Annotated in this window: 18 protein-coding genes; 13 read left to right on the plus strand and 5 right to left on the minus strand. The window is 68.0% G+C overall.

Translation table 11 applies throughout. The features are described 5' to 3' along the window. Positions 1-47: 47 nt before the first annotated feature. The 8 genes from EJ903_RS03240 (at position 48) to lexA (ending at position 6,172) form a co-directional block, all read left to right on the plus strand. Positions 48-509, plus strand: a complete 462-nt coding sequence (locus tag EJ903_RS03240; RefSeq protein ID WP_126612082.1) for an STY0301 family protein — start codon at positions 48-50, stop codon at positions 507-509. 120 nt (positions 510-629) lie between these two features. Then, the gene (locus EJ903_RS03245) at positions 630-1,223 is read left to right on the plus strand and encodes an anthranilate synthase component II (RefSeq protein WP_126612084.1); all 594 of its coding nucleotides are present in this window, start codon (positions 630-632) and stop codon (positions 1,221-1,223) included. Beyond that, a complete protein-coding gene (trpD, locus tag EJ903_RS03250) occupies positions 1,220-2,272 on the plus strand; it encodes an anthranilate phosphoribosyltransferase (RefSeq protein ID WP_210211367.1) in 1,053 nt (350 codons plus the stop codon). The genes EJ903_RS03245 and trpD overlap by 4 nt, the downstream gene beginning before the upstream one ends. Continuing rightward, complete coding sequence (trpC, locus tag EJ903_RS03255) at positions 2,269-3,063, plus strand: indole-3-glycerol phosphate synthase TrpC (protein WP_126612086.1); 795 nt, start codon at positions 2,269-2,271, stop codon at positions 3,061-3,063. Before trpD ends, trpC begins: the two co-directional genes overlap by 4 nt. Before the next feature lie 6 nt (positions 3,064-3,069). Further along, on the plus strand, positions 3,070-3,540 hold the full coding sequence (locus EJ903_RS03260; protein WP_126612088.1) for a GNAT family N-acetyltransferase: 471 nt from the start codon (positions 3,070-3,072) through the stop codon (positions 3,538-3,540). Then, positions 3,537-4,064: a cyclic pyranopterin monophosphate synthase MoaC gene (gene moaC / locus EJ903_RS03265; protein WP_126612090.1), complete on the plus strand. Its 528-nt coding sequence runs from the start codon at positions 3,537-3,539 to the stop codon at positions 4,062-4,064. The genes EJ903_RS03260 and moaC overlap by 4 nt, the downstream gene beginning before the upstream one ends. Beyond that, entirely contained in the window at positions 4,064-5,293 is a 1,230-nt protein-coding gene (locus EJ903_RS03270; RefSeq protein ID WP_126612092.1) for a molybdopterin molybdotransferase MoeA, read from the plus strand. The genes moaC and EJ903_RS03270 overlap by 1 nt, the downstream gene beginning before the upstream one ends. Positions 5,294-5,455: 162 nt before the next feature. Continuing rightward, positions 5,456-6,172, plus strand: coding sequence for a transcriptional repressor LexA (gene lexA / locus EJ903_RS03275; protein WP_126612094.1), 717 nt, complete (start codon positions 5,456-5,458; stop codon positions 6,170-6,172). 12 nt (positions 6,173-6,184) lie between these two features. On the opposite strand, the gene EJ903_RS03280 is transcribed toward lexA, so the two are convergent. After that, positions 6,185-8,371 carry a ComEC/Rec2 family competence protein gene (locus tag EJ903_RS03280; RefSeq protein ID WP_246015152.1) on the minus strand — a complete coding sequence of 729 codons (2,187 nt, stop codon included), beginning with the start codon at positions 8,369-8,371 and terminating at the stop codon, positions 6,185-6,187. A 136-nt stretch (positions 8,372-8,507) separates the two neighbouring features. Here EJ903_RS03280 and gltX point away from each other — a divergent pair, with 136 nt between their 5' ends. The 3 genes from gltX (at position 8,508) to EJ903_RS26915 (ending at position 11,524) form a co-directional block, all read left to right on the plus strand. Next, complete coding sequence (gltX, locus tag EJ903_RS03285; RefSeq protein WP_126612096.1) at positions 8,508-9,914, plus strand: glutamate--tRNA ligase; 1,407 nt, start codon at positions 8,508-8,510, stop codon at positions 9,912-9,914. A gap of 100 nt (positions 9,915-10,014) precedes the next feature. Continuing rightward, a complete protein-coding gene (gene gltA, locus EJ903_RS03290) occupies positions 10,015-11,328 on the plus strand; it encodes a citrate synthase (protein WP_126612098.1) in 1,314 nt (437 codons plus the stop codon). A 55-nt stretch (positions 11,329-11,383) separates the two neighbouring features. Next, positions 11,384-11,524, plus strand: a complete 141-nt coding sequence (locus EJ903_RS26915; protein ID WP_158627867.1) for a hypothetical protein — start codon at positions 11,384-11,386, stop codon at positions 11,522-11,524. A gap of 41 nt (positions 11,525-11,565) precedes the next feature. Here the strand turns inward: EJ903_RS26915 and EJ903_RS03295 are convergent, their stop codons facing one another. Continuing rightward, positions 11,566-11,994, minus strand: coding sequence for a rhodanese-like domain-containing protein (locus tag EJ903_RS03295; RefSeq protein WP_126612099.1), 429 nt, complete (start codon positions 11,992-11,994; stop codon positions 11,566-11,568). Between the two features lie 105 nt (positions 11,995-12,099). Between EJ903_RS03295 and ftrA the strand changes: the two genes are divergently transcribed. Further along, positions 12,100-13,098: a transcriptional regulator FtrA gene (gene ftrA, locus EJ903_RS03300; protein ID WP_126612101.1), complete on the plus strand. Its 999-nt coding sequence runs from the start codon at positions 12,100-12,102 to the stop codon at positions 13,096-13,098. Positions 13,099-13,145: 47 nt separating this feature from the next. Here ftrA and EJ903_RS03305 read toward each other — a convergent pair whose 3' ends face one another. Then, a complete protein-coding gene (locus EJ903_RS03305) occupies positions 13,146-13,703 on the minus strand; it encodes a hypothetical protein (protein ID WP_126612103.1) in 558 nt (185 codons plus the stop codon). Positions 13,704-13,793: 90 nt separating this feature from the next. Continuing rightward, positions 13,794-14,717: a LysR family transcriptional regulator gene (locus tag EJ903_RS03310; protein WP_126612105.1), complete on the minus strand. Its 924-nt coding sequence runs from the start codon at positions 14,715-14,717 to the stop codon at positions 13,794-13,796. 99 nt (positions 14,718-14,816) lie between these two features. On the opposite strand from EJ903_RS03310, the gene EJ903_RS03315 reads away from it, so the two are divergent. Further along, positions 14,817-15,356 carry a GNAT family N-acetyltransferase gene (locus EJ903_RS03315; RefSeq protein ID WP_126612107.1) on the plus strand — a complete coding sequence of 180 codons (540 nt, stop codon included), beginning with the start codon at positions 14,817-14,819 and terminating at the stop codon, positions 15,354-15,356. Between the two features lie 3 nt (positions 15,357-15,359). Here the strand turns inward: EJ903_RS03315 and gloA are convergent, their stop codons facing one another. Further along, positions 15,360-15,755, minus strand: a complete 396-nt coding sequence (gene gloA, locus EJ903_RS03320) for a lactoylglutathione lyase (protein WP_126612109.1) — start codon at positions 15,753-15,755, stop codon at positions 15,360-15,362. Between the last annotated feature and the right edge of the window lie 16 nt (positions 15,756-15,771).

A 15,771-nucleotide genomic window follows, 5' to 3' on the forward strand; every position in this document is an offset into this window, starting at 1 on the left:
CCTTTCTCCCGCTCGACCACCCCACCCGCCAGAGGTTCCCGCTTCCCATGCGCCCGCAACCGATTCCGCTGGTGCTTGCCGCGTTCCTCGCCAGCCTGTCCGCCCCGGCTCTCGCCGCCACCGAACTGCGCTGCCCACCCAGCCTGATGGTGCAGGCGCAACCCGACGCGCCCAGCGGCTGGTCGCCCTACCCCGGCAAGGACAGCCACCCCCTGGTCGGCGTGACCATCATCGAGGGCGACCGCGCCGCGCAGATGGCCTCCGCCTCCCCCGTCACGCTGGCCCCGGACCGCGAGGTGCGACGAGGCCGATCCATGATCCAGGTGTGGGAGTTTCCCGGCGCGCGGAAGGAAAACGTCTTTTTGTTGTGCCGCTACCGCAACACCCAGGCGACGCTGGCCGCCGACCTGCCGCGCGGCGTGCGCCGCTGCACGGTGACGCTGGAATTGGACGCGCGCGGGGAATGGGTGCCGGAGCCGAAAGGCCCGATCCAAACCGATTGCCGGTGACGGTTGCGCGCCTGATTGCGCGGAAACGACCGCCCAAGGCTGGAAATCCACCCGATCAGCCGTTAGGGTGTCGCACAGGTTGGAACGGGGCCGGAACGGCGAAGGCATAAGGCGACGCGCATGCTGCTGCTCATCGACAATTACGACAGCTTTACCTACAACCTCGTCCATTATCTGGGCGAGCTGGGTGCCGACGTGCAGGTGCGCCGCAACGACGCCTTGACCGTGGACGAGGCGATGGCCCTGCGCCCGTCGGGCATCGTGCTGTCGCCCGGCCCCTGCGATCCCGATCAGGCGGGCATCTGCCTGCCGCTGATCGACGCGGCGGCCACGGCGCGCATCCCGCTGATGGGCGTGTGCCTGGGCCATCAATCCATCGGCCAGGCCTTTGGCGGCCGGGTGATCCGCGCGCCGCTGCCGATGCACGGCAAGGTGGACAGCATGATCCACCAGGGGCGCGGCGTGCTGGCTGGTCTGCCCAGCCCCTTCCGCGCCACCCGCTACCACTCGCTGATCGTCGAGCGGTCCAGCCTGCCCGATTGCCTGGAGGTGACGGGGGAGACGGCGGACGGCCTCATCATGGCGCTGGCCCACCGCGACCTGCCGATCCACGGCGTGCAGTTCCACCCGGAAAGCATCGAAAGCGAACACGGCCACAAGATCCTTGGCAATTTCCTGGATCTGACCCGCCCCCGGCTGGAGAACGCGGCATGAGCGCGCACGGCCACGGCGGCGACATCGCTGACATGAAATCCATCCTCGCCCGCGTCGCCTCCGGTGCCACGCTGACGGAGGAACAGGCCGGGTTGGCCTTTGACATCATCATGTCGGGCAACGCCACCCCGTCGCAGATGGGCGGATTCCTGATGGCGCTGCGCGTGCGCGGCGAAACGGTGGACGAGATCACCGGGGCCGCCCGCGTCATGCGCGGCAAGGCCATCGCGGTGGACGCGCCCGTCGGGGCCATCGACACCTGCGGAACCGGCGGCGATGGGGCCAGCACCTACAACATCTCCACCGCCGCCGCGCTTGTGGTGTCGGCCTGCGGGATTCCGGTGGCCAAGCACGGCAACCGCGCCATCTCCTCCAAATCGGGCGCGGCGGACGTGCTGAGCGCGCTGGGCGTCAATCTGGATTGCGACCTGTCGCTGGTGCGCAAGGCGCTGTGGGAGGCCGGGATCGCCTTCCTGATGGCCCCGCGCCACCATCTGGCCATGCGCAACGTCGGCCCGACGCGGGTCGAGCTGGGCACCCGCACCATCTTCAACCTGATGGGGCCCCTGTCCAACCCGGCGACGACCAAGCGCCAGCTTCTGGGCGTGTTCGCCAAGCAATGGGTCGAACCGCTGGCCCAGGTGCTCAAGCGTCTGGGGTCGGACACGGCGTGGGTCGTCCATGGCTCCGATGGGTTGGACGAGATCACCACCACCGGTCCCAGCACGGTGGCCCAGTTGAAGGACGGGGCCGTCACCGTGTTCGAGATCGCGCCGGAGGATGTCGGCTTGCCGCGCGCCACGCTGGAGGATCTGCGCGGCGGCGACGCCCAGACCAACGCGGCGGCCATCCACGCCCTGTTCGATGGCGCGCCCGGCCCCTACCGCGACATCGTGCTGTTGAACGCCGCCGCCGCCCTGCTGGTGGCGGGCAAGGCCGACACGCTGAAAGACGGTGTGGCGCTGGCCGCCGCCGCCATCGACAGCGGGGGTGCGCGCGAGCGCCTGCGCCGTCTGGTCGCCATCACCAACGAGGTTGTTTCGGCATGAGCGACGTTCTCGACCGCATCAACGCGGACAAGCGCGCCCTGGTCGCCGCCCGCAAGGCCGCCCGCCCGCTGGCGGCGGTGGAGGAGGCGGCGCGTGCCGCCGACCCGACGCGCGGCTTCATCGACGCCCTGCGCCGCACGGTGGCCAGCGGGCGTTATGGCCTGATCGCCGAGATCAAAAAGGCCAGCCCGTCCAAGGGCCTGATCCGCGCCGATTTCGATCCGCCGGCACTGGCCCAGGCCTACCGCGCCGGTGGGGCGACCTGCCTGTCGGTGCTGACCGACGAGCCGTATTTCCAGGGCAAGGACGACTATCTGGTCGCCGCCCGCGCCGCCGTCGATCTGCCGGTGCTGCGCAAGGATTTCATGGTCGATCCCTATCAGATCGTCGAGGCGCGCGCGCTGGGGGCCGACGCCATCCTCATCATCATGGCCTCGCTGTCCGACGCCCAGGCCGCCGAGATCGAGGACGCCGCCATCGCCCAGGGGCTGGACGTGCTGGTGGAGGTCCACAACCGCGAGGAGCTGGACCGCGCGCTGGCGCTGAAAACCCCCTTGCTGGGGGTGAACAACCGCAATCTGAAGACTCTGGCCGTCGACATCGCGACGACGGAGGAGTTGGCCGCCCATGTCCCCGCCGACCGCACGCTGGTGGCCGAAAGCGGCCTGTACAGCCCGGCGGATCTGACGCGGATGGCGGCGGTCGGGGCGCGTTGCTTCCTGGTTGGCGAATCGCTGATGCGCCAGTCCGACGTCACCGCCGCCACCCGCGCGCTGCTGGCGCAGGGCTGACGCGCGATGACCGCCAGCGCCGTCACCATCGCCCAGGAAAGCCCGCGCCAGCCCGACGCGGTGGCGCTGGTCGCCGCACTCGACGCCTATCTGAAAGAACGCTACGCCGACGACACCTGCCACCTGCTCGACATCGAGTCGCTGGCGGCGGACGATGTGCGCTTCTTCCTCGCCCGCCGGGACGATGATGGGCAGGCGGTCGGCTGTGCGGCGCTGCGCGTCGATCCGTCGGGTTATGGCGAGGTCAAGCGGATGTTCGTGTCGCCTCAGGCGCGCGGTGGGCGGATCGGCGAACGGTTGCTCGACCGGCTGGTTGAACAGGCCCGCGCGGAGGGTTTGACCGCCCTGCTGCTGGAAACCGGCATCCACCAGCCCGAAGCGGTGGCGCTCTACCGCAAGGCCGGATTCGCCGCGCGCGGTCCCTACGCCGATTACCCCGACATCCCCGAAAGCCTGTTCATGGAGCGTCCGCTGTGAGCGGTTTCACCCATTTTGACGCCGAAGGGCGCGCCGTGATGGTCGATGTCTCCGACAAGGCGGAGACCGAACGCACCGCCACCGCCGCCGCCACCGTGCGGATGCAGCCGGAGACCCTGCGCCTGATCCTGGAGGGCGGGGTCAAAAAGGGCGATGTCCTGTCGGTGGCCCGGCTGGCGGGCATCATGGGGGCCAAGCGCACGCCGGACCTGATCCCGCTGTGCCACCCGCTGGCGCTGACCTCCGTCAAGGTCGATCTGCGCTGCGACCCGGAACGCAACGCGGTGGACGTCACCGCCACCTGCAAGCTGAAGGGGCAGACCGGGGTGGAGATGGAGGCGTTGACCGCCGTCACCGTCGCCGCGCTGACCGTCTATGACATGTGCAAGGCGGTGGATCGCGGCATGACCATCACCGACGTGCGTCTGCTGCACAAGGCGGGCGGCAAAAGCGGCGTGTGGGACGCGTCCGGCACCCAGGCCGGTGACAGCGCAGCCAGCGAGTCCAACCCCGGAGCGGCCTGATGATCCCGGTCGCCGAGGCCCGCGCCCGCATCCTGTCGGCCTTTTCCGCCCTTCCGGCGGAAACCGTCGCGCTGCCGGACGCGCTGGGCCGCGTGCTGGCCGAACCGGTCGTCGCCCGGCTGACCCAACCGCCCTTTGACGCCGCCGCGATGGATGGCTGGGCGGTGCGCGCCGCCGACATCGCCGGGGCCAGCGCGGACCGCCCGGTGTCGTTGCGCCGCATCGGCGAATCCGCCGCCGGTCACGCCTTTTCCGGCATCCTGCGCGCGGGCGAGGCGGTGCGCATCTTCACCGGCGCGCCGATGCCCGGCGGGGCCACCGCCGTGGTGATGCAGGAGGATTGCGCCGACGACGACAGCGTCGTCCGGGTGGGCCGCGCCGTGACCGCCGGGCGCTACGTCCGACCGGCCGGGTTCGATTTTTCCGAACGCCAGGAGCTGATTCCCGCCGGGCGGCGGATGACGGCGCGCGATGTCGCGCTGGCCGCCGGGGCGAATGTGCCGTGGCTGAGCGTGCGGCGGCGGCCGCGCGTGGCGGTGCTGGCAACCGGCGACGAGATCGCCATGCCCGGCGACCCGCTGGGGCCGAGCCAGATCGTCAGCACCAACGCGCTGGGCCTGTGCGCGCTGATCGCCACCCAGGGCGGGACCGCGCTCAACCTCGGCATCGCCCGCGACAGCGCCGAAAGCGTCGCCGCCATGGCCGCCGGGGCGGTGGGCTGCGATCTGCTGGTGACGACGGGGGGAGCCGCCCAGGGCGATTACGACCTTGTGCGCGACGTGCTGGCCGACAAGGGCGTGTCGCTGGACGTGCACGCCATCGCCATGCGCCCGGGCAAGGCGCTGATGTTCGGTCGGGCCGGGTCGGTGCCGCTGCTGGGCTTGCCGGGCAACCCGGTCTCCACCGGCGTCACCGGCGTTCTGTTCCTGCGCCCGATCCTGCGGGTGTTGCAGGGCTTGCCGCCGGACGATCCCGGCGGGCCGCAGCGCGCCCGGCTGACCACCGCGCTGAAGGCCAACGACCGGCGGCAGGACTACTTGCGCGCCACCCGGTCCACCGCCGCCGATGGTGCGGCGCTGGTCACGCCCTTCGCCCGCCAGGACAGCGCCATCACCTCGCTCTTCGCCCAGGCCGATTGTCTGGTCGTCCGCCCGCCCCACGCCCCGGCGGCCCAACCGGGTGACATGGTGGAGATCGTTCCGCTGACCGGCGGATCCTGCAATCTCTGACCCGCGTGGCCGCTTTGACCCGTGTGGTTGAGCGGCGCTTGCGTCGCCTCCACAACCCAGACCCGATAATCCGCCTTGACGCGCGAACGGAACCAAACTAGAACACAAGCTAACGTTTTGCTTTTGTTCTATCAATGATTTGGCGACCGCCGGGAGGCAACCATGCTGACGCGCAAGCAGCACGAATTGCTGCTGTTCATCCACGAGCGTCTCGGCCAGGGCGGGGTGTCGCCCTCCTTCGATGAGATGAAGGACGCGCTTGGGCTGAAGTCCAAATCCGGCATTCACCGCCTCATCACCGGTCTGGAGGAACGCGGATTCATCCGCCGCCTGCCCCACCGCGCCCGCGCGCTGGAGGTGCTGCGCATGCCGGAGGGGGCCGAAGCCGCCAAGCTGAAGGCCGCCGCCGCTGCGGCGCGGGCCAAGTTCCAGCCCAACGTCATCAAGGCTGATTTCGCCTTCACCGGCCGGGAAATCGCGTCAGCCCCGGCGGCGGAAACCGTCCAACTGCCGCTCTATGGCCGGATCGCCGCCGGCACCCCGATTGAGGCGCTGCGCGACCAGTCCGCCTTTGTCGACATCCCCGCCACCATGCTCGCCCCCGGCGATCATTACGCGCTGGAGGTTGCCGGTGATTCGATGATCGAGGCCGGGATTCTCGACCACGACACCATTGTCATTCAACGCTGCGACAGCGCGGAGAACGGGACCATCGTCGTCGCCCTGGTCGATGAGGAGGAGGTCACGCTCAAGCGGCTGCGGCGCAAGGGCAACACCATCGCGCTGGAACCGGCCAACGCCGCCTATGAAACCCGAATTTTCGGGGCGGACCGGGTGCGGGTTCAAGGCAAGCTGGTCGGACTGGTCCGCAAATACTGATCGGATCCGCCGCTATGGGCGTGACGCGGTCCAGGGGCGGTCCCCGCGATGGTCGCGCACGCTGTCGGCCCGAACACCATCGGGCGTGACGTAGAGGGCGTGCGCGCCCTCCCGCCGCAAGCGCCAACGGTCGATCACGAGCGGCGCGCGGCAGCCACGGGCGGAAACGGCAGCGATCACGGCGTCGGTGGCCCCGCAATCGTCGTCCAACGCGTCGGGCAGGCGGAGAATCGACGCGCTGCGGCCATGCAGCCGGTAGACACAGCCCAACGCGTCGCAGGACAAACGGCCGTCCGCGCCGCCCCCGCTGACCGGCCAGGAATCGGCGGCTTGCGGGGTGCCGTCGCGCTGCAACCACGTCTCCCCCGTCCGGCCCGGCGATTTCGCGGACAGGCTGAGGCGGCCGGACGCCGTGCGCACCCCCACCAGCTTGCCATCGCCCGACACCAACAGATCGGGCCGCGCCACCAGCGCCGGAGAGGCCAACCCGCCCAGCACCGCGACCAGCCCCAGCCAGCGCCAGGGCCGCGTCCACCCGCACAGCCACAGACCGCCCAGCACCACCGCGACGAATCCACCGACCGGCATGGCCGGAACGGTGATGGAGGACCAGGGCAACCCGGCGAAGAACACGGCGGTGGCGATCACCGCCCGGTCGCCCCAATTCATCGCGATCACCGCCGGAGCCTCCCAGCCAAAAGGGAACAGGGCGTAGGCCACCAGACTCCAGGGCATCACCCAAAAGGAGGTGATGGGGATGGCGATCATGTTGGACAGCACGCCGTAAAAAGCGATCTGCTGAAAATGGAACAGGGAGAAGGGCAAGGTCGCCAACGTGGCGATGACGCTGGTCAGCACGATTCCGCCGACATAGATCAGCGATTGCCCGAACCAGCCAAAGCCGCGCCGCCACACGGCCATCGGTTCCGAAATGCGCTCGAACACCGCGATCAGCGCCACCACGGCGGCAAAGGACATTTGAAAGCTAGGGCCGAGCATCCCCTCGGGATCCAGCGCGGTGGTGACAAGCCCGGCAAAGGCGACCAACCGCATGCTGAGCGGATCGCGGTCCAGCATGATCGCCCCCATCACCATGCCGGTCATCAGCACCGACCGCACGGTTGGCAAGGGCGCACCCACCAACAGGGTGTAGGCCAAGGCCGACAGGATGCCGAACAGCGCGGCGATCTTCTTGATCGGCCAGCGCAGGGCGATCCAGGGCGACAGCGCCAGCAGCGCGCGCACCACATAGAACAGGATGCCCGCCGCGATGCCGACATGCAGGCCGGAAATCGACAGGAGATGCGCCAGCCCGCTGAAGCGGAAGGCGTCCATCGTCGCGTCGGGAATGGCGAACTCCTCGCCGTTCAGCAGGGCGGCGGTGACGCTGGCCTCGACCGGGTCGGCGATGGTGGCGGCGACCCGTGCGGCGATGTGGCCCCGCGCCTGCTCGAACCACACCGCCACCCGCGACCAGCCGGTGACCGGTGGCGCTTCGATGGTCTCCGCCCCGCCCACCGAAAAGCCGGTGGCCCCCAGCCCCATGAAAAAGGCCCGGCGCTGGAAGTCGAAGGCCCCCGGCTCGGCGGGTGGGGCCGGGGGCGACAGGCTGGCGCGCAACCGGACCATGGCACCGGGTGCGGGCGGCGGGTGCCGGTCCGAGATGCGGATCCGCACCGCTTTGGGCGTTTCCTCGGGATTCAGACGGCTGATCGTCGGGTCGCGCAGGGTCAGCCGCACCGCGCCCGGACGCCGCTCCACCGCCATCACCCGCCCCGTGACCTCCGCGCCCGCCAGCTCGCGCGTCAGGATCGGGGCGGCGACGCGCGCGGTTTCCGCCTGCGCCACCAGAAAGCCCAGGGCCACCACCAGCCCGGCCAACGCCAGAATCGCAGCGGCCAGCCAGCGCCGCAGCCCGATCAGCAACACCGCCGCGCCGCCGACCGCCGCCAGCCCGCTCCACCAGGGCGGTTCCGCGTGCAGGGCGAAGTAGAGCGCGGCCCCGGTGCCAAACCCAACCGGCCCCCACAGCACCCAACGCTCCCGGTCGGCCGCCACCTCCTCCACCAACCAGCGCCCCAGACGCCGCAGCGGGGCCAGCGCGCGCGCGACCGGTCCACCCGCCGATGGCGGCGGATCGTCCCACGACTCCGTCAACGCGCCGCCATCGCCACGGCGTCCGTCCCGCTCCGTCGTCACCGACGCCGTCATCCTTTTGACGCCCATGCGCGCATGGCATTGCCCCGAAGCCGGTCGGCTGTGTTACACAACGCGGATGCGCCCATCGCGCGCCCTGTTGCATTGTAACAGCGCCGAACCCGGAATTGAGACACCGATGACCGTCGTCACCCGTTTTGCCCCCTCGCCCACCGGCTTTCTCCACATCGGCGGTGGCCGCACCGCCCTGTTCAACTGGCTGTACGCCCGTCGGATGGGTGGTAAGTTCCTGTTGCGGATCGAGGACACCGACCGGCAACGCTCGACCGACGCGGCGGTGGACGCGATTCTCGATGGTCTCAAGTGGCTGGGCCTGGATTGGGACGGCGAGGCCGTGAGCCAGTTCGCCCGCAAGGACCGGCACGCCGAGGTCGCCCACCAGATGCTCGCCGCTGGCAAGGCCTACCGCTGCTATTGCAGCCCGGAGGAGCTGACCGAGATGCGCGAGGCGCAGAAGGCCGCCGGGCAGCCGATGCGCTACGATGGCCGGTGGCGCGACCGCCCCGACTCCGACGCCCCGGCGGGCGTGGCCCCGGTCATCCGCCTGAAGGCCCCGCAGGAGGGGGAAACCGTTCTGAAGGATCTGGTTCAGGGCGAGGTGACGGTGCAGAATGCGCAGTTGGACGATCTGATCCTGCTGCGCGCCGATGGCACGCCGACCTATCTGCTGGCCGTGGTGGTGGACGACCATGACATGGGCGTGACCCACGTCGTGCGCGGCGACGATCACCTGACCAACACCTTCCGCCAGATCCAGATCTTCAACGCCATGGGCTGGGATCTTCCGCAGTTCGGCCACATCCCGCTGATCCACGGGGCCGATGGGGCCAAGCTGTCCAAGCGTCACGGCGCGCTGGGTGTGGACGCCTACCGCGACCTCGGTTATCTGCCCGAGGCGGTGCGCAACTATCTGCTGCGTTTGGGCTGGTCGCACGGCGATGACGAGATCATCGCGACCGAACAGGCGATCGAGTGGTTCAACCTGGAGGGCATCGGTCGTTCCGCCTCGCGATTCGACTTCGCCAAGCTCGACAGCCTCAACGCCCATTACATGCGTCAGGCCGACGACGCCCGTCTGGTCGGGCTGATCGCGCCGCGCCTGGAAGCCGATCTGGGTCGCGCCCTGACCGACACCGACCGCGACCTTCTGACGCGGGCGATGAACGGGCTGAAGCAGCGCGCCCGCACGGTGGTGGAACTGGCGCAGAGCGCCCGATTCTACCTCGCCGCCCGTCCGCTGGCCTATGACGAGAAGGCCGCCGCGCTCTTGGACGAGAAGGGCCGCGCCGTCCTGGCCGAACTGGCCGGACGCTTTGCCCAGGAGGCTGATTTCACGGCGGCGGCTTTGGAGGCACAGGTGCGCGCCTTTGCCGAGGAACGCGGGGAAAAGCTGGGCAAAATCGCCCAACCGCTGCGCGCCGCGCTGACCGGATCGACGGTCTCGCCGCCGATTTTCGAGGTGGCGGAATTGCTGGGCCGGGAGGAGACGCTCGCTCGCATCCGCGATGCAGCAGTTGCAGCATAAAGGTCATTTCCGTGCGTTGCCATCGGTGCGGCATGGAACTATGCTGCGCCGACGAAAAAAGGGCACCAAGCCCACCGCTCAACGATAAGGACGTGCCGAGATGACCCAAACCAAGGACGTGTCGAACACCGTAACACTGACGGACAATCGCACGGGCAAGCAAGTGACGATGCCGATCCTCGACGGCAAGATCGGGCCGAGCGTGATCGACATCCGCAAGCTCTACGCCGAGACCGGTTGTTTCACCTACGATCCCGGTTTCACCTCGACCGGCAGCTGCGAATCGCAGATCACCTACATCGACGGTGATGAAGGGGTTTTGCTGCATCGCGGCTATTCGATCGATGAACTGGCCGCCAAGTCGACCTTCCCGGAGGTCTGCTTCCTGCTGCTGAACGGCCATCTGCCGACCGCCGCCGAAAGCGCCGAGTTCGACAGCATCCTGCGCCGCCATTCGATGGTGCACGAGCAGCTGACCCGCTTCTACAGCGGCTTCCGTCGCGACGCCCACCCGATGGCGATCATGTGCGGTGTCGTCGGCGCGCTGTCGGCCTTCTACCACGACTCGACCGACATCAATAAGCCGGTGGAGCGCAAGATCGCCGCGCACCGTCTGATCGCCAAGATGCCGACCATCGCCGCGATGGCCTACAAATACTCGGTCGGCCAGCCCTTCATGTACCCGCGCAACGACCTGTCGTATGCGGAAAACTTCCTGTACATGACCTTTGGCACCCCGTGCGAGCCGTACAAGGTGAACCCGATCCTGGCCAAGGCCATGGACAAGATCTTCATCCTGCACGCCGACCACGAGCAGAACGCCTCGACCTCGACCGTCCGTCTGGCCGGTTCGTCGGGCGCCAACCCGTTCGCCTGCATCGCCGCCGGCATCGCCTCGCTGTGGGGCCCCGCCCATGGTGGTGCGAACGAAGCCGTTCTGAAGATGCTGGAAGAGATCGGCACCGTGGACCGCATCCCCGAATGCGTCCGCCGCGCCAAGGACAAGAACGACAACTTCCGTCTGATGGGCTTCGGCCACCGGGTCTACAAGAACTACGACCCGCGCGCCCAGGTCATGCGCCAAGCCTGCCACGAAGTGTTGGGCGAGCTGGGCATCAAGAACGAGCCGCTGCTCGACATCGCGATGGAGCTGGAGCGCATCGCGCTCACCGATGAATATTTCATCGAGAAGAAGCTGTACCCGAACGTCGATTTCTACTCGGGCATCATCCTGAAGGCGATGGGCTTCCCGACCAGCATGTTCACCGTGCTGTTCGCGCTGGCCCGCACCGTCGGCTGGATCAGCCAGTGGAAGGAAATGATCGAGGATCCGGTGCAGAAGATCGGCCGTCCGCGTCAGCTCTACACCGGCGAGACCCGGCGCGCCTTCGTGCCGCTGGCCGAGCGTGGCTAACCGGCCGACCGCCAGCAAGGGAATGGGTGGCTCCAACGGAGCCGCCCAGGACCCCATGGCGTACATCGTGCCCGTGCGGCGCGTGCGCTTGCCCGCGCCCGCAAACGACAACGCCGCGCCACTGGGGTGGCGCGTGCGTCGTCTGTTGGTTTACGTCGTGATCCTGGCCTTGATCGCCGGAATCATACTGGTCTGACACGCCCGTCCGGCCAGACCATTCGTTTCGTGTGAGTCCGTCTATTCGCCGACCGACCGCACCGTGCCGGGTTCGACACCGGTGGCGAAGGCGAACCCCTCATCCGCCCAGCCGGTGATTCCGCCGATCATCAGCTTGACCGGACGCCCCTGCCGGGCCAGACGCAGCGCCGCGCGATCCGCGCCGTTGCAATGGGGACCGGCGCAATAGACCACGAACAGCGTGCCGTCTGGCCATTCCGCCATCTTCCGCTCGGTCATCTTGCCGTGCGGCAGGTTGAGCGCGCCCGGCACATGGCGTTCGCCGTAGAGCGCCGGGCCACGCACGTCCAGCAGCACGAAATCCTGCGCCCCGGTGGACAGCGCGTTGTGCACATCCCAGCAATCGGTTTCAAACGACAGGCGACGGGCAAAATGGGCGGCGGCGTCCTCCGACGGGGCGGCGGCGATTTCGCTGACCAGACTGGGCATGACAGACTCCGATGCGGTGGGTGTGATTGGGAGTTGATGTGACGCCAGCATCGCCGGATCACGTCGGGCTGGAAAGTGGCGCTCTGGACAGCTACCGTCAGGATCATGCCAAACACACGCGCCGCCGACCACGCCCCTTCCCCCGACACCGCCCCGCTGGTCGTGGCCCTGGCCTATGACGGGCTGTGCACCTTTGAATTCGGCGTCGCGGTGGAGATGTTCGCCCTGCCCCGGCCGGAGTTGGGGCCGGATTGGTACCGTTTCGCCGTCGCCGGGCTGGATCCCGGCCCGCTGCGGGCGATGGGGGGAGTCCGGATTCTGGTCGATGGCGGGTTGGACCTGCTCGACGACGCCCACACCATCGTCATCCCCGGTTGGCGCGGCGCGCGCACCCCGGTTCCCGACCCGTTGGTCGCCGCGTTGAAGCGTGCCAACGCGCGCGGTGCCCGCCTGCTGTCGATCTGCTCCGGGGCCTTCGTGCTGGCCGCCACCGGGCTGCTGAACGGGCGGCGGGCCACCACCCACTGGCGTTACGCCCAGGCTTTGGCCGACCTGCACCCGAACATCCAGGTCGTGCCCGATGTGCTCTACGTCGATGAGGGGACCATCCTGACCTCGGCGGGCAGCGCCGCCGGGATCGACCTGTGCCTGCATCTGGTCCGTCGGGATTTTGGCCATGAGGCCGCCAACAGCGTCGCCCGCCGTCTGGTGGTCCAACCGCACCGGGAAGGCGGGCAGGCGCAGTTCATCGACACCCCAGTGCCGACGGCGCGGGAAGGCGCGCGGCTTGCCCCGCTGCTTGATCACCTGCGCGCCCATCTGGCCGACGACCACAGTCTGGCGGCCATGGCCGAACGGACGGGGATGAGCCTGCGCACCTTCCTGCGCCGCTTTTCCGCCCTGACCGGTCTGACCCCCGGCGAATGGCTGCTGACCGAACGGCTGGCCCACGCCCGCCGCCTGTTGGAGGACGGCGATCTGTCGGTGGAGGAGGTCGCCACCCGCGTCGGCTTCGGCACAGCGGCCACCCTGCGCCACCATTTCCGCCAACGCGTCGGCCTCAGCCCCACCACCTACCGGGCGCGGTTCCGACGGACGTCGTAGTCCGCGCAATCAGAAAATGTCTCGGCAAAATTGTCCCGTCGGCAGAATCATCCCACCGATTGGGACGCCAACTGCTGGGCCAGAAACAAAAGCCGAGCCTTTTTCAAATCCTGAAGATTTTGATACTCGGGGTCACGCTTCACCGCTTCCTCATCAACCGTTGCCTTTGGCATGTCCAAGCCATCATATTGCTGCTGTGTGATGGCGGTTTCGGCCATTTTTATGGTTCCCCCCATGGCCCGTGCGATGACCTCGGCCCGCATTTTCGCCAGGGTTGGCCCTGTTCCACCGCTGGGTGTCTGATTGGGCAAGGTTCCATCCACTTTTGCCGCGACGCTGTTGGGCATTGTCACCACACCATGATTGTTCACACGGGCAACCTCTTTGCCGTTGACCATCACGCGCGCGAAGTCCTGATAGGCTGGATGATTCCTGATGTCCGGCAGAATGAAATGGCTGGATCTCAGCGCACGCTCGCCAGCCTCCAGAAAGCTTTGAAACACCTCTTCCGAGGCCTCCGCTACCTTGAAAGGCTTGTAGCTTGATGGATCAAGCGGAAACGCCTTCATGGTTGAGTTGCCCAAATACACGCCTTGATCCGACATCGAACATCCCCCTTTCGGTTTCACAGCCCCCGCTGTTCAAGGAGCGGTTCAGCAAAAAGCGTGCCAAAGCAGCAAACCGGAAGGAGAACATTACTCTTGAGTTGCACCATCACGCTTGAGGGCAACGACGTCCAAATTGCGATGATCGTTCGCCGCCTCGGCCACCAGCCACGCGCGAAAGGCCAAAGGCAACCGCCGCGCCTGCCCGACCGCTGGCGCGGACAACACGTAACGATCCCCGCAGGCCGCCAGCGGCCCAAAGGGGCAGACCAGCCGCCCGGCGGCCAGCGCCGACAACGCCAGCGATGGCCGCGCCAACGCCACCCCCAAACCGGCTTCGGCGGCCTGCATCACCATCACCGAATCGGAAAAGCTCAGGCCACCGGACACGTCCAGCGCGTCCAGCCCCGCCGCCGCCTTCCACACACTCCAATCCGGCCATTCGTGAACGTGCAGCAATGTGGCCCCCGTCAGCAAATCCGCTGGCTGCCGCAGCCGTGCCGCAACAGCGGGAGCGCACACCGGCAACAGCCCGTCTTCGGACAGCGTGATCCCCTCGGGAACCGGATCGCCGCCACGCACATAGCGCACCACCACCCAGCCGCTTTCCATCTCGGCCGGGCGATCGTGGTTGCTGCCGTCCAGATCCACGCGCAACCCCGGCCAGTCGGCCAGAAAACCCGGCAGGCGCGGGACCAGCCACAGTGCGGCCCAGGCGCGCGGTGCCGCAACCCGCAGGCGCAACGGCCCGCCGCTGGCCACCCGGTCGAACGCCTCCGTCATCCGGCCCAGACCGCTGGTGCAGGCGCGCGCCAACTCCCGCCCGGCCTCGGTCAGGACCAGACCGCGCGGCGTGCGATCGAACAACCGCACACCCAGCCGCTTTTCCAGGTCCCCCACCTGGCGGCTGATCGCGCCATGGGTCAGCCCCAGCTCATCGGCCGCGCGGGTCATGCCGCCGTGGCGAGCGGCGGCTTCGAAGGCCGCGAGCGCGGTCAGGGGCAAACGGGACATGATGCGTGCGTCAAGCCGCCAAAGAGCTGTGAGAAATCCTCACACCCACCCGTTTCGAAGTCAATGGACCGGACACCAGGTCCAGGGGAAGATTCGGGCATGGACACACACACTCCCCCTTCCCTTGCCATCGCGCGCCTTGATCGGTTGGATGACCCGCAGGTGCGCGCCGATTTGGAATCGCTGTTGACCGACGCCGTGGCAAGCGGCGCGTCGGTCGGCTTTCACCACCCGTTGGATCCGGCGCGGAACACCGCCTTTTGGGATGGGGTGGCCGCCGCCCTCGCCACAGGCCATCATCATCTGCTGATCGCCCGCGATGAATCGGGCCGCGTGATCGGATCGGTGCAGTTGGCGCTGTGCGCCAAACAGAACGGACCGCATCGGGCCGAGGTGCAAAAGCTGCTGGTCTTGACCGACCAGCGCGGACGCGGCGTGGCGCGGGCCTTGATGGAGGCGCTTGAAGACGTCGCGCGCGGGCTGGGCCGCAGCCTGTTGCAACTGGACACACGCGCCGGGGATTATGGCGAACCGTTCTACAGCCGCACCGGCTGGACGCGCGCCGGTCTGTTGCCCGCCCACACGCTGGAGGCCGACGGCAGCTATCACGACGCGGTGATCTTCTACCGTCGGCTCTGAAGCTTATTTCTTCTCGATCAACTCGACCTTGTAGCCGTCCGGATCCTCGATGAAGGCGATCACGGTGGTGCCGTGCTTCATCGGGCCGGGCGGGCGGGGGATCGACACCCCTTCCGCCGCCAGCGCCGCGCAGGTGGCGTGAATGTCCGGCACGCCCAAGGCGATGTGACCGAACCCGCTGCCGATGGCGTAAGGCTCGGTCTGGTCCCAATTGTGGGTCAGTTCGATCACCGCCGTGTCGGATTCGTCACCATAACCGACGAAGGCGAGGGTGAAGCGGCCGCTTTCGTAATCGGTGCGGCGCAGCAGCGTCATGCCCAGCAGGCGCGTGTAGAAGTCGATGGACTTGTCGAGATCCAGCACGCGCAGCATGGTGTGCAGCAAACGAAAATTGCTCATGTTCCACCTTTCCCGT

Source organism: Azospirillum griseum (assembly GCF_003966125.1).
Lineage (GTDB): Bacteria > Pseudomonadota > Alphaproteobacteria > Azospirillales > Azospirillaceae > Azospirillum > Azospirillum griseum.